A 13,633-nucleotide genomic window follows, 5' to 3' on the forward strand; every position below is an offset into this window, starting at 1 on the left:
GCTTATGCACTATAATGCGCCAAGGTGTTCCCTTCTGTCAAATTGTCACATCTGGCCTTTCATCTTTAAATGGAGGCAAGAGGCGCGGTGAAATCCTTTTGATGGAGTATAAAGGTGAACAAACGTACAGAGCATGACCTGTTAGGAGACATGCAGTTAGAAGCAGATATCTGGTATGGAATCCAGACCCAGCGTGCCGTAGATAATTTTGCAATTACGGGCGTGCCGATCAGTCATTTCCCGGAACTGGTCAAGGCCCTGTCTATGGTGAAATGGGCAGCTGCCAAGGCCAATGGGGAATTGGGGCTGATCGATCCGGTAAAGACGGATGCCATCATCAAGGCCTGTCGTGATATTGCTGAAGGACGCCTGCAAAATCAGTTTGTGGTCGATGTCATTCAGGGCGGGGCGGGGACTTCCACCAACATGAACGCCAACGAAGTGATTGCCAATTTGGCGCTGGAAAAGATGGGGTATCGCAAAGGCGATTATACACATCTTCACCCCAATGATCATGTGAACTGTTCGCAGTCCACCAATGATGCCTATCCTACATCAGCGTGTCTGGCCATCCAGTTTGCTGCCGATCCGTTAATTGATCGTATTTCCAGCCTGATCAAAGCATTTCAGTTAAAAGGCGATGAATTCGCTGATGTGGTCAAGATGGGTCGCACACAGTTGCAGGATGCCGTGCCTATGACACTGGGGCAGGAATTTGAAGCCTTTGGGGTGACCTTGGGGGAAGATATCGACCGTTTGCGCGAAGCCTCCAAGCTTTTATGTGAAGTGAACCTGGGTGGCACGGCCATTGGCACAGGGATCAACACGCACCCGGATTATGCCAAGCTGGCAGTTCAAAATCTGGCTGAAATTTCGGGCAAAGATATGAAACTTGCCTCCAACCTTGTCGAAGCCAGTTCTGACATGGGCGCCTTTGTTGCTTTTTCCGGCATCTTGAAGCGATTTGCCGTTAAACTCAGCAAAATCGCCAATGATCTGCGCCTGCTTTCAAGCGGTCCACGCACGGGTTTTGGAGAAATCAAACTGCCACCGATGCAGCCCGGGTCATCCATCATGCCGGGTAAGGTAAATCCGGTGATTCCCGAGGCGGTTAATCAGGCGTCTTATCAGGTGATCGCCAGTGACCTGGCAGTTACCTTTGCGGCAGAAGCCGGGCAGTTGCAGTTAAATGCGATGGAACCGATGATCGTTTATAACATTCTTAATTCCATCAAGATGCTGCGCGAAACCTGCAAGATGTTCGAAGAACGTTGCGTAAAGGGCATTCAGGCTGATGTGGACCGCTGTTCTCATTTGCTCAATCAAAGTATCGGTAGCATTACTGCCCTTGTCCCCCATATTGGATATAGCAACGCCTCACGGATTGCGCAGACGGCGTTAGAGACCGGGGAAACCGTACGCTCGCTGGTGATTGGTGAAAAGCTTTTGGATGAAGTTGAACTTGATCGCCTGTTAAGTCCGCAATCCATGTTGTCACCACAGGAAGGAAGATCGCCATGACGAAACCACGTATCTTAATCGTTTATACGGGCGGGACCATTGGCATGCGCACATCCGATCAGGGCTATCAGCCCGTCGATGGATTTGCTGATCTTTTGGCCCGTCGTCTGGAGGGGCGCACGCTGACGCCCCTGCCAGATTATGACCTGATTGAATTTGAAACCCTGATTGATAGCGCAAACGTTCATCCATCGGACTGGCGCAAGATCGCCGATACGATCATTGAACATCATGAAAAATATGACGGTTTTGTCATTCTGCATGGAACAGACACGATGGCCTATACGGCCTCGGCCCTGTCTTTCATGTTGCTGGGGCTGAATAAGCCAGTGATTGTCACGGGGGCGCAAATTCCGCTGATTGAATTGCGCAATGACGCCTTTTCTAATGTGGTGACCAGTCTTATTCTGGCAGCTGATTACGATATTCCTGAAGTTTGTCTCTATTTCAATGGGCGGATTATGCGGGGCAATCGAACACGCAAATTAAAAAGCACAGGCTTTGATGCGTTTGATTCGCCCAACTTTCCTTGGCTTGGGACGGTAGGGATTAATGTGGATCTCAATAAAAACCTGATCCATCGTCGAAAAACACCGGACTTCCACACCAAAGCGTTTGAACCTAATGCGGTTTCCATGTTGCAGCTTTATCCCGGCATGGACGGCAGGATGTTTCGTGGAATGCTGGACAGTGAAGACTTAAAGGCACTGATCATTCTGTCCTATGGGGTGGGGAACCCGCCCAGCACCAATAAAAGTCTGATCGATTTTCTATCGGATGCCAGCGACAAAGGCATTGTCGTGGTCAATAGTTCGCAATGTATTCAGGGTGCTGTTCATCAGGGCGCTTATGCGACCGGGGATGTTTTTAACAAAATCGGTGTGGTCCCGGGTGTTGATTTAACCTTGGAAGCAGCCTTTACCAAGCTGCATTTCCTGATCAGCCGAGGCTGTCGTGCAGATAAGATTCGCAGAGAATTGCTGGTTCCTTATTGCGGTGAATGTAATCGCTCTTGACCCGAGAGTCTCCCCTACAATGGAGTTTACCCCTTAAGGTGCAAAGGAAGGGATGGTGCTTGTACAAAAGTGCCATCCCTTTTTTATTAGGCATTTGAAGTTTGTGAAAATTGGTGTGACCTGGTGCACTTTTTGTAACTGTTTGCGAAGGGGAGTGCACCATTTGCAAAATTCTAGCGATGCGCTCTGTGGTTTATAAAAAATGCATAAAACAAAAAGAGGCTTCCTTGCTGTGATTTTATGAAAACGTAAAACACTGCAATAAAATTCTGTGATTTATCGGTTTGGTGACGGAAAGTTTGAAAATAACGCCGAAACCAGCTCATAAAAGCAAGCAAATCCAAAGCCCGATTTTATATACTTGGTGTGTGCCGTGGTAAACACAGCACGCTTCAAACATATAAAAATGGCATGAGCCAAACTTAAAATAAACTGATTGACAAGGAAGGCGTCCGGTTTTTTAATGCAGGTTTTCTGTCACACCGGACATCATATCTCAGGAGAATATCAAATGAAGAATTCACTATCTGTCGTCGCTGGTGCACTCGTTGCAACGGCTGTTACAGCAACTGCTGCAATGGCAGCAGACACTCTGGAAGCTGTAAAAGCACGTGGCGAGCTGATCTGTGGTGCATCGACAGGTCTTCCAGGCTTTTCTCTGCCTGACGAAAAAGGTAACTGGACTGGCCTTGACGTGGATACCTGCCGCGCGGTAGCTGCGGCTGTTTTGGGTGATGCCAACAAAGTTAAATTCATTCCGCTGACAGCAAAAGAACGTTTCACTGCCCTGCAATCTGGTGAGATTGACATCCTGTCACGTAACACAACATGGACGCACACACGTGATACGTCTCTGGGTCTGAACTTCGCAGGCGTTAACTACTACGACGGTCAGGGCTTCCTCGTTCAAAAAGAACTGGGTGTTAAGTCTGCACTGGAACTGGACGGCGCGTCTGTTTGTATTCAGTCTGGTACAACAACTGAATTGAACCTGTCTGATTACTTCAAGCTCAACGGCATGAAATTCAGCCCTGTTGTTTACGATACATCTGATCAAACAGTACAAGGCTTCGCCGCTGGTCGTTGTGACATCCTGACGTCTGACCAATCACAGCTCTATGCGCTGCGCTCTAAACTGGAAAACCCAGGTTCTGCAGTCGTTCTGCCTGAAGTTATCTCTAAAGAGCCACTGGGCCCGGTTGTACGCCAGGGTGATGATGCGTGGTTCAACATTGTTAAATGGACATTGTTTGCACAAATCAACGCTGAAGAGTTTGGCGTAACATCTGCGAACGCTGATGAGATGAAATCAAGCGCAAATCCAAACGTACAGCGTCTGCTGGGTACATCCGGTGATGCAGGTGCAAAACTGGGTCTGTCTGAAGACTGGGCATTCAACGCCATCAAACAGGTTGGTAACTACGGCGAAATGTTTGACCGCAATGTTGGTCCAAACACACCACTGCAAATCGCACGTGGCCTGAACGGTCTGTGGACTAAAGGTGGTCTGCAGTACGCACCGCCAGTACGCTAAGACCTCGATTATACAGACGGGTGTATTGACCTTTTAAAAAGCGAAATACACCCGTTTTTTTCTAATAAGTTACAGTTTGGAGTGTGCAAATGTCGAATGACAATAACGACATCGCCACTGAGCCCAAACAATCTTCCTCGATGCTGAATGACCCACAAGTACGTGGGTATGTTTTTCAGGCGTTGCTGGTTGCTGTCCTGATCTGGTTGGGTTGGACAATTTTCCAGAATACGCTGCAGAACATGGAAAGCCGAGGGATTACAACGGGCTTTGATTTCTTAAATAATCCGGCAGGCTTTGAAATTTTGATGAGCCTGATCCCCTACAGTTCCGAGTCAACTTACGGTCGTACGTTCCTGGTTGGTCTGTTAAACACGGTTATTGTTTCTTTTGTGGGTATTATCCTTGCAACGCTTTTGGGCTTTGTGATGGGTGTGGCCCGTCTGTCCAAGAACTTTCTGATTGCCAAAGTTGCAAGCTTTTACGTGGAAACTTTGCGTAACATTCCGTTGCTTTTGCAGATTTTCTTCTGGTATTTCGCCGTTCTGCAACCGTTGCCAAGCCCACGTAACAGTGCAGAGTTTGCAGGTATCTTCTTCCTGAATAACCGTGGCCTTTATGTACCTGCACCGATTTTGGAAGCCGGTTTCAACTTTGTTGTTGCTGCCTTTATTCTTGGTATTATGAGCTGCATTGTTCTGTCAAAATGGGCTCGCAAACGCCAGGAAGCAACCGGACAGCAGTTCCCTGTTCTATATAGCAGCCTTGGCCTGATCATTGGTTTGCCGCTTGTTGTTTTCCTTCTTCTTGGTGCTCCGCTCAGCTGGGATATGCCGGGTCTGAAAGGCTTTAACTTCCGCGGTGGTGTGCCAATCATCCCCGAATTCATTGCCTTGCTTATGGCGCTTACCACCTATACCGCTGCCTTTATCGCCGAGATCGTGCGTGCTGGTATTCTGGCCGTCCCCCATGGTCAGACAGAAGCAGCTGAAAGCCTTGGGATCAAGAAAAGCGTGTCGCTGCGTTTGATCATTATCCCGCAGGCCATGCGCGTGGTGATCCCGCCGCTGACCAGCCAGTATCTGAACCTTGCGAAAAACTCGTCTCTGGCAACCGCGATTGGCTATCCCGATATCGTCTCGGTCTTTATGGGCACGACCCTGAACCAGACCGGACAAGCCGTTGAAATCGTTGCCATGACAATGGCCGTGTACCTGACCATCAGCCTGACTTTGTCAGTCGTGATGAACTGGTATAACAAATCCATGGCCCTGAAGGAGCGTTAATATGGGAAAATATGTTGAAAAAGAAGCGCTCCCACCGCCCGTATCCACCACGGGACCCATTGCCTGGGTGCGCCAGAATCTGGTGTCAACGCCTGCCAATACGTTGATGACCCTCTTTGCTCTTTATCTGTTGTGGGAATTTGTCCCGCCGCTGTTAAACTGGGTGTTCTTTGAAGCAAACTTTGCAGGCGACGGACCGGAAGCCTGTACAGGCGCAGGTGCCTGCTGGGTGTTTGTGAAATCCCGTCTCGGCTTCTTTACTTACGGTTTTTATACCGAGGCAGAAAGATGGCGTGTGGATCTCAGCTTCCTTCTGTTGGCCCTCGTTGTGGTGCCGCAGTTCATCAAGAACTTCCCTTATAAAGCCTGGATCGGCGTGGCGGGTCTGACCGTGCTGCCGGTTGTGGTCGGGATCTTGCTGCTGGGTGGTATGTTTGGTCTGGCGCACGTGGAAACTCACCAATGGGGTGGCTTGATGCTGACATTGGTTTTGTCCTACGTCGGTATCGTTGCAGCCCTGCCGTTTGGGGTGATCCTGGCCTTGGGTCGTCGTTCTGAAATGCCGACGGTCCGCTTTGTTTGTGTGACCTTTATTGAATTGTGGCGCGGTGTGCCGCTGATCTCGGTTCTCTTTATGGCGTCTGTGATGCTGCCTTTATTCCTGCCATCCGGTTGGGACTTTGAAAAGCTGCTGCGCGCTTTGATCGGGATTACCATGTTCCAGTCCGCCTATATGGCCGAAGTGATCCGTGGGGGCTTGCAAGCCATTCCGAAAGGTCAGTTTGAAGCGGCGGCCGCCCTTGGCCTTGGCTACTGGCGCTCCATGGGGCTGATCATTTTGCCCCAGGCGTTGAAGCTCGTGATCCCGGGGATCGTGAACACCTTCATCGCGCTTTTCAAGGACACCACACTGGTGCTGATCATTGGTCTGCTGGACATTCTGGCGACCGTGCAATCCTCCATCGTTGACCCGAAATGGGGCGGCGTTGCGACGGAAGGCTATATTTTTGCAGCGTTCTGTTTCTGGGTTTTCTGTTATGGCATGTCCAAATACAGTCAATCACTGGAGCGCAAACTTCACACCGGACACAAACGCTAAGTGAGTAATGAGAAATGACAAAAGATCCTGATGCAATTACAGATACCGTGACCGAGGCCGAACTGCGCGCGGGCCACAATCTGGATCACGAAGTCTCCAAAGAAGACGTGATCAAACTGATCAATATGAACAAATGGTACGGGGACTTCCATGTTCTGCGTGACATTAACCTGAACGTCCATAAGGGCGAACGGATCGTAATCTGTGGACCTTCCGGTTCCGGTAAATCCACCATGATCCGCTGTATCAACCGTTTGGAAGAACACCAGCAGGGCCAGATCATCGTTGATGGTGTGGAACTGACCAACGATCTGAAAAACATCGATACCATTCGCCGCGAAGTGGGTATGTGCTTCCAGCACTTCAACCTGTTTCCGCACCTGACTATTCTGGAAAACTGCGTACTTGCCCCCATGTGGGTACGCAAGGAACCGCGCAAGGTCGCAGAAGAACGCGCCATGCATTATCTGGAACGGGTAAAAATCCCGGAACAGGCGGGCAAATACCCGGGCCAGCTTTCCGGTGGTCAGCAGCAACGTGTGGCGATTGCACGTTCCTTGTGCATGGAACCAAAGATCATGCTGTTTGACGAACCCACCTCTGCCCTTGATCCAGAAATGATTAAGGAGGTATTGGATACTATGGTACAATTGGCCGAAGAAGGCATGACGATGCTGTGTGTTACCCACGAAATGGGCTTCGCCAAAACAGTGGCTGACCGCGTCATCTTCATGGCTGACGGCCAGATCATCGAAGAAAACGAACCACATGAGTTCTTCAGCAATCCAGTGGAAGAGAGAACCAAAGATTTCTTGAGTCAGATTATCGGTCACTGATGTAANTGACGGCCAGATCATCGAAGAAAACGAACCACATGAGTTCTTCAGCAATCCAGTGGAAGAGAGAACCAAAGATTTCTTGAGTCAGATTATCGGTCACTGATGTAACTAGGGCGAGAGTTTCTTTGGACTTGCTCTCGCCCTTTTTGATGGCCATAATAAATTAGGGGAGAATAAAGGAGGAATAGTTCTTGCCCTATCAGATGCTCAAGTAGCAAACGAGGAGACAACAAGCCTTGAATAAAAATATTTGCTTCTAGGATTGAGATATATGTATTGGACCATACGTAAAATTATGGCGCTGATTGGCGTCTTTAGTACTGCAGTTATGATCACAACCCTGATCTGGCTGAGTAATTCATACGAGAAATTTTCTGTCAAAAACTTCAATGATACTTCCGGTGAGATTGCCTCCTTTTTGGTGCAACAGAATATCGCGGAAAGCTATTATGAAACGATTTTTCCGATTGCAAACAAATGGTCACGTGATCGTGTGTTGCTGCAAGGGGCACGGGAAAATGATCTTAAAAAACTGGAAATCGGCGCGAGTGAGGCATTTCGCGCACAGGAAGTTGTGAATAAAATTGTTCTTTTACGTGGCGTGCATGTCTTTGACAAAGAACTTAAAGATTTGACCTTTTCACAAAAGGGGATTGATCAGTCTGTCTTAAAGAATGCATCCATATTTGAGCAACTTAAGAAACGCGATAAGGCCGCGCAACGCAAGCCTATTGCCTTTACTTGGCGTACAAAAGGCGGGGCACCTGTCCATAGTTTAATCATGCCAATCGGCGGATTTAAGGTGGCTGGTTATATTGAAATCATCACTGATCCATTACCGCAGTTTAAACAGCTGGGCAGTGCGTTATCTGGTGATGTGCAGCTTCTGAACGACAAGAAGGAAGTCCTGCTGGAAAGTAAACCTGATGGGGCGACGAAAGAAGAAGGCAACGAAGGTGTAGACCAACAAAGCCTTGAGACGTTGTTTGTCGATGTTCCTGCCTCAACGGGTGATACCTGGATGACGGTGTCGTTGACCCGTGATATTAGCGAGTTTAAGAACAACCTGCTGGATATCCGAAATCAGGCGATTTCGATTGTCGGGTTGGCACTGGTAATTTGTGCTGTCGGTGGCTGGGTGCTGCTGCGCTTTGCTGTTTTTTCCAAGCTTAAAACATTTGCCGATGCAATGAAAATTCTGGGCGGCGGGAATACAGCTGTTGAAATCCCGCCTACCGGAAAAGATGAATTCCGCACTATGGCATCAGCTTTGGAGCAATTGCGCGAAAGTGTACGTCAAGCTTATCGTCGCCAGCGTATCATTGACACCAGTGCGTCCTGTATCGTTTTGTGTGACTTGGAAGGCAAGCTGAACTATGCCAATACGGCGGCCCGTGAATTCCTGAACCTGGGCGTGGACAATGACGTGTCTGGCAAAAGCGCAGATGTGTTTGCACAAGGCGGTGATTTTGTGGCCCGGTTACTCAATCCCGATAATCTGCCACACAAACAGCAATTGACCTATAAAGAATGTCATATTGAACTGGATACGCAAGCTGTCCTGAGTATGCACGGCAATCATGTCAGTACCATGTTGAGTTGGACCGATATTACCCAGCAGGCCAAGGAACGAGAATTTTCTTCAAAGATTATGGAAGAAGTAACGGCTGTAGCCCAAGTGGTAGCAGAACAAGCTAAAACTCTGGAAGGTTTATCCACGTCACTGGATGCACAATCTCATGAAACGGTTACGCAAGCCCATCAGGCTAAAGGTATTTCTGAAAGAAACCGCGCCAGTGCAGCTTCTGCTGCTGATACAACAGGTCAGTTGAATACCAACTTTTCTGATATGGCCGGAAAAACCACCAAGGCGCAAGAAACAGCTGAAGCTGCGATTTCTGTGGCCAAGGTTGGGGATCAGGCCGTGATGGAACTTGAAAATTCCAGCTCCAAGATCGGTGAAGTGACCCGCATGATCAGTGATATTGCGTCCCAAACCCGCCTGTTGGCCTTGAATGCCACTATCGAAGCCCAGCGTGCCGGTGAATCCGGTAAAGGCTTTGCGGTTGTGGCCGATGAAGTTGGGCGTCTGGCAGGTTTGACATCGGATGCAACGGATGAGATTTCTCAGACCATTACGGATGTCCAAAACCAGGTGGTGGATGCGAAGTCTGCGATTGGGGAGATCAACGATGTGATTTCGCAAATCCATGACATTCAGTTTGAAGTTTCCTCAACCGTGGCACAACAGGAAAGCCTGACGGTGGAAATTTCATCGAGCATGTCAGGCATTACTGACGGGTCATCCGAAATTGATCAGATCGTCAATGCTGTAGGCGGGGAAGCTGAGAAAACGGGCGACCTTGCCAATGATCTACGTGGCACCTCCACTAAGCTTTCAGAAGAAGCTGCAAATCTGCAAAGTAATATTGATAAGTACCTGAAACATCTGGGTGGCGCGGCCTAGAACGAGTTCTTTCCTGCGATGCATTCTCCCTAGAACATCGCACACTTAGGCGCAGGGTTCGAAATTTTGCCTCTTTTTCGATCCTGCGCCCTTTTTTTGTTCAGCGTTTAGCCTGATGGCGTTTGTAGGGAGTGGATGTAGACGGGTTTGCCTGTCAGATCACCATCTTCTGTAAAGTCAAACTGACCGGATGTGCCTTCAACCGGTGGCATATACCGGATTGTCCAGGCGATGTCAGATGGTTTAACGGACTGACTTTGCCGGACCGCATGGGCAAGGACAAACAAGGCGTCATAGCCTTGCGCCGCCCACCGGTTCGGTTTTTTACCAAATTTCGTCTGATAATCCGTGAAGAATTTCTGATTAACTGGACTGGTCAGATTGGGATCATAAAAGCCCGGCAGGAAAACGTTCTGCTGATGTTTGCCAACAGCCTTGCGCAATGTGTCGATATCTGTGCAGGAACAGAGGATTGGTTGGGTGATACCGATGTCGCGTGCCTTTTTGATGAACCGTCCGGCTTCGTTCGCTTGCCCGGCAAAGAGGATGAAATCCGCATCTAATTCGCGGATTTCCAGACTGGCATGAACATAGTCCGGCGGGATTTCAACCGGGTAGGTGCGATGAAAGACCCGTTTCGCCCCCTTGTGATAAAGATGGATCGAAAAATCTTCTGCAAACTCTTCCCAATAGCCGCTTTTTTCTCGAATAAGGGCAAAGGTCTTGGGTTTATCGCCAAGGGACGCTGCAAGTTTGCCTGCAAAATCTTTGGCCGATGGGATCGCGCGAATAAGGTAAGGTTGATCGCGTTGGTTCAATTGCGTGCTGTGAGCACCGACAACGATTTGCAGCAGGTGCGCACTTTGATAGATGATGCTTGCAGCCGTTGCCTGACGGTCATGGCCGTAACCGATCACCGCGCTCATGGTCTCATTATCAGCAAAGGCGGTGGCGATATCTTGAGCTTTTTTTATCTCTCCCATATCATCGCGCACATCCAACTGGATGGTGGTGTCTTTCAACAGCCCCGTGTCCTTGATGTGATCAATGGCCAGTTCCATACCCTGGACCAGGTCGGGCCCACGTTTTTCGATGGGCCAGCTGACGCCAACGTTCAGTGTATCAAGGTTATCTGCCAATGTGGCGTCCCGGTCACGGGCCATATCGTTGAAATGCGGACCGTGGGGCCAAAAGATCACGAGCAAGGTTATGGCGATTGAGGCGTAGAAATAATATTTCAGCCGTCGAAAGAAGCCTTCCATTGTTATTTATCCTGTCCAAGGATGATGGGCAGGCCGTCTTTGCCACTGCCGATGACAACGACTTTGCTGTTATCGGATTTGGATAGCTGTTCTGTCGCTTTAACACCGTACCAGCGTAGCAGGTCCTGATCCAGACTTTCGGCCAACGTCTTGTTATAGTTTTTCAGACCATTGGCTTCAATTTGCAGGCGTTCTGCTTCCTTGATGGCGATGGACCTGCGGAAGACATAGGATTTTTCACGCTGTTGGGTTGCGAGTTTTTCTTCGATGGCTGATGAAATGACTTTTGGCAGTTCAATCTTATGGATTGGCACCCCATCCAGTCCAACATAAAGTGCATGAAATTTTTCACGCGCGACTTCATTGACCTGTTCCTGAATGGCGCGCTGCGAAGTATAGATTTCTTCCGGTCTGAATTGCCCGAAAATGGTACGGATGGTTGATCTGACTTCGGGTTTGACCACCACATCTGCATAATTGGGACCCACTTTGGCATGTAGCAAGGGCAGATTTTCAGCTTTGAGATAATAACGGATGGAATAATCGACCTTGACGGTCAACCCGTCGACGGTCAGCACGTCCAGTTCGTCATTGATCTTCTGGTTACGCACGTTGTAGCGATACATGCGGTTAAAGGGCAGGATGAAATGCAGCCCTTCGTTATAGGTGCGATCAAGTACAGTCCCGTCAGCCAGTCTGCGCCACAGAACACCCAGTTCTCCGGGATTGATCGACACCACGATATGATGGAAAAAGGCGATAAAACCCATCCCCAGCAGAAGCCCGCCAAGCACGAAAAAAGGAATTTGACGTTTGAAAAAACGTCCAGTGGCCCGGGACGTGCGTTTAAACCATGATGGTGATTTCTGTTCCTCTGTCATGATTTATCCTCTGTCTTAACGGAGCGTCTGCGGGGGGGCCTGGTTGTTTTGATCTCACTGAGCTGGCCGTAATCCATTTGCCAGATCCGGTCACCCACATGGAAATAATGATCATCATGGGAGACAACGATGATGGTCTTGCCTGCTTTTTTCAGGTCTTTGAGCAAAGTTTCGTAGAAATATTTTCTGAATTGCGGGTCCTGATCGGCGGCCACTTCGTCAAAGATATAGATCGGTTTGTCTTCAAGGTAAGCTGTGACCATAGCCAGACGTTTGCGCTGCCCGGTGGACAGATCAGTCGTCATCCAGGCGCCGTTTTCATATCCGGTCTTATGGTCGATCTCCATCATCTTTAAAAGGGCATGGACCTTGTCTTCATCGACTTCTTGTAAGCCATAGAGCTTATCAAACAAGTGGAAGTCGGTAAAAATGCAGGAAAACATGTTGCGAAGGGACTGGACATTGTGGGTGTCGATTTCCGTATCATCCACATAAAGTGCCCCTTCGGTTGGCTGATAAAGATGGGTCAGCAGCTTCATAAAGGTGGTTTTACCAGACCCGTTACCACCGACCAGAAAGACAATTTCACCCCGGTTCAGTGTGGTGTTGAACGGCCCGACATGGAAGCGTTGCTTGCCATGATGATCATGATAGGCAAAACCAAAGTCTTTCAGGGTCAGATTTTTAAAGTTGCTGTAATCTTCAATATCCTGATCCGGGTTATCCGGTTGCTTTTTAAGCACATCGTCCAGTTCATTTTCCAGACGCTTCAGGTTGTCCACGGTGACATTCACGGCAGAAAACATCGGGATCGCCATGGTCACATTGCCAAGGGGCTGGAAGAAGAACAGGATGGCGGCCACAATCTTGGTCACATCTTCGGCAATACCATCAGAAAAGTTCGGCAATACGAAAACGATGGTGCCCAGCAGCAGCATAAAGAACATTTCGACAAAGACGATATTGTCGGAAAAGAGTAACATAACCTTGCCACGTACCCGGCGCACCTTTGACGCGGACGTTCTGAATTCAGAATAGACGTCTTCGCTTTTGGGCTTGTTCAGGCGAACTTCCTTGAAACCTTTCAACAGGTTATCCAAGTCGTTATACAGACGATCTTCGGTATCAGATGAAGTTTGCAGGCCTTCTTCATAAGTTGATCGTTGCTGCATGTAATATCCACCACCTGCTACGATTAACAACAGACACGCCCCCATGGCGATGGGGGAAACCGCCCCGATATAAATCAGGGTCACCAGGATCATCACGATCCCTTGTGCGCAGGCGAAAAGCGGGCGCGCAGCCTGTGAAATGGCGGTGGTGTCTCGGCTGACACGGGAATGGATGTCGGCAGCCCCAATGGATTCAAGGGACAGCAGATCAATTTTGCGTACCTTGTTTGCAAGACGGATGCGCACGCTGGCAATGGCTTGTTCAGCCAGTTGCGTGGATTCATAAAGAATATAGCGCAGGGAATAGACAAACAGCGTCAGCGACAGGGCAAAAAGGGCGAAATCTGTCCATTTTGGCCCGTCATTTGCGATGGATTCAACAGCTGCGTTGATGATGGCAAGGTTCAACGCGTTTGCTACCCCGGCAGACGTCGTTAAAATGAAGAGTTTACGGGTGATGCCCTGGGTTTCACGATGTATGAAATCAAGGATGCCGATTTGCTTGATGATATTCATGTTAAATCAAATCGACCTTTGCGTATGTCTGTTTGATCAG

Annotated in this window: 10 protein-coding genes; 7 read left to right on the forward strand and 3 right to left on the reverse strand. The window is 49.0% G+C overall.

Annotated features, from left to right (window positions below):
- Positions 1 to 114: 114 nt before the first annotated feature.
- The 7 genes from RYZ26_RS11620 to RYZ26_RS11650 all read left to right on the forward strand — a co-directional run bounded on the left by RYZ26_RS11620 (position 115) and on the right by RYZ26_RS11650 (position 9,762).
- Positions 115 to 1,521: an aspartate ammonia-lyase gene (locus RYZ26_RS11620; protein ID WP_317683381.1), complete on the forward strand. Its 1,407-nt coding sequence runs from the start codon at positions 115 to 117 to the stop codon at positions 1,519 to 1,521.
- Positions 1,518 to 2,537, forward strand: coding sequence for an asparaginase (ansA, locus tag RYZ26_RS11625; RefSeq protein ID WP_317683382.1), 1,020 nt, complete (start codon positions 1,518 to 1,520; stop codon positions 2,535 to 2,537). The genes RYZ26_RS11620 and ansA overlap by 4 nt, the downstream gene beginning before the upstream one ends.
- Positions 2,538 to 3,048: 511 nt before the next feature.
- Entirely contained in the window at positions 3,049 to 4,071 is a 1,023-nt protein-coding gene (locus RYZ26_RS11630) for an amino acid ABC transporter substrate-binding protein (protein WP_317683383.1), read from the forward strand.
- An 89-nt stretch (positions 4,072 to 4,160) separates the two neighbouring features.
- A complete protein-coding gene (locus RYZ26_RS11635; RefSeq protein WP_317683384.1) occupies positions 4,161 to 5,357 on the forward strand; it encodes an amino acid ABC transporter permease in 1,197 nt (398 codons plus the stop codon).
- Position 5,358: 1 nt separating this feature from the next.
- On the forward strand, positions 5,359 to 6,456 hold the full coding sequence (locus tag RYZ26_RS11640) for an amino acid ABC transporter permease (RefSeq protein ID WP_317683385.1): 1,098 nt from the start codon (positions 5,359 to 5,361) through the stop codon (positions 6,454 to 6,456).
- A 125-nt stretch (positions 6,457 to 6,581) separates the two neighbouring features.
- A complete protein-coding gene (locus RYZ26_RS11645; protein WP_317683455.1) occupies positions 6,582 to 7,292 on the forward strand; it encodes an amino acid ABC transporter ATP-binding protein in 711 nt (236 codons plus the stop codon).
- A 274-nt stretch (positions 7,293 to 7,566) separates the two neighbouring features.
- Positions 7,567 to 9,762 (forward strand): methyl-accepting chemotaxis protein, encoded by a 2,196-nt coding sequence (locus tag RYZ26_RS11650; RefSeq protein ID WP_317683386.1) that lies wholly within the window; start codon positions 7,567 to 7,569, stop codon positions 9,760 to 9,762.
- Positions 9,763 to 9,869: 107 nt separating this feature from the next.
- On the opposite strand, the gene RYZ26_RS11655 is transcribed toward RYZ26_RS11650, so the two are convergent.
- The 3 genes from RYZ26_RS11655 to RYZ26_RS11665 are packed head-to-tail and all read right to left on the reverse strand — an operon-like array spanning position 9,870 to position 13,593.
- Entirely contained in the window at positions 9,870 to 11,024 is a 1,155-nt protein-coding gene (locus RYZ26_RS11655; protein WP_317683387.1) for an ABC transporter substrate-binding protein, read from the reverse strand.
- 2 nt (positions 11,025 to 11,026) lie between these two features.
- Positions 11,027 to 11,905 carry a prohibitin family protein gene (locus RYZ26_RS11660; RefSeq protein ID WP_317683388.1) on the reverse strand — a complete coding sequence of 293 codons (879 nt, stop codon included), beginning with the start codon at positions 11,903 to 11,905 and terminating at the stop codon, positions 11,027 to 11,029.
- On the reverse strand, positions 11,902 to 13,593 hold the full coding sequence (locus RYZ26_RS11665; RefSeq protein ID WP_317683389.1) for a cyclic peptide export ABC transporter: 1,692 nt from the start codon (positions 13,591 to 13,593) through the stop codon (positions 11,902 to 11,904). The genes RYZ26_RS11660 and RYZ26_RS11665 overlap by 4 nt, the downstream gene beginning before the upstream one ends.
- Positions 13,594 to 13,633 lie beyond the last annotated feature (40 nt).

It is taken from the genome of Terasakiella sediminum (assembly GCF_033100395.1).
Classification (GTDB): domain Bacteria; phylum Pseudomonadota; class Alphaproteobacteria; order Rhodospirillales; family Terasakiellaceae; genus Terasakiella.

Coding starts and splice junctions, on each gene's coding strand:
- RYZ26_RS11660 (WP_317683388.1), bottom strand. CDS start 11,905: ATGACAGAGGAACAGAAATCACCATCATGGTTTAAACGCACGTCCCGG.
- RYZ26_RS11650 (WP_317683386.1), top strand. CDS start 7,567: ATGTATTGGACCATACGTAAAATTATGGCGCTGATTGGCGTCTTTAGT.
- RYZ26_RS11640 (WP_317683385.1), top strand. CDS start 5,359: ATGGGAAAATATGTTGAAAAAGAAGCGCTCCCACCGCCCGTATCCACC.
- RYZ26_RS11645 (WP_317683455.1), top strand. CDS start 6,582: ATGAACAAATGGTACGGGGACTTCCATGTTCTGCGTGACATTAACCTG.
- RYZ26_RS11635 (WP_317683384.1), top strand. CDS start 4,161: ATGTCGAATGACAATAACGACATCGCCACTGAGCCCAAACAATCTTCC.
- ansA (WP_317683382.1), top strand. CDS start 1,518: ATGACGAAACCACGTATCTTAATCGTTTATACGGGCGGGACCATTGGC.
- RYZ26_RS11655 (WP_317683387.1), bottom strand. CDS start 11,024: ATGGAAGGCTTCTTTCGACGGCTGAAATATTATTTCTACGCCTCAATC.
- RYZ26_RS11630 (WP_317683383.1), top strand. CDS start 3,049: ATGAAGAATTCACTATCTGTCGTCGCTGGTGCACTCGTTGCAACGGCT.
- RYZ26_RS11665 (WP_317683389.1), bottom strand. CDS start 13,593: ATGAATATCATCAAGCAAATCGGCATCCTTGATTTCATACATCGTGAA.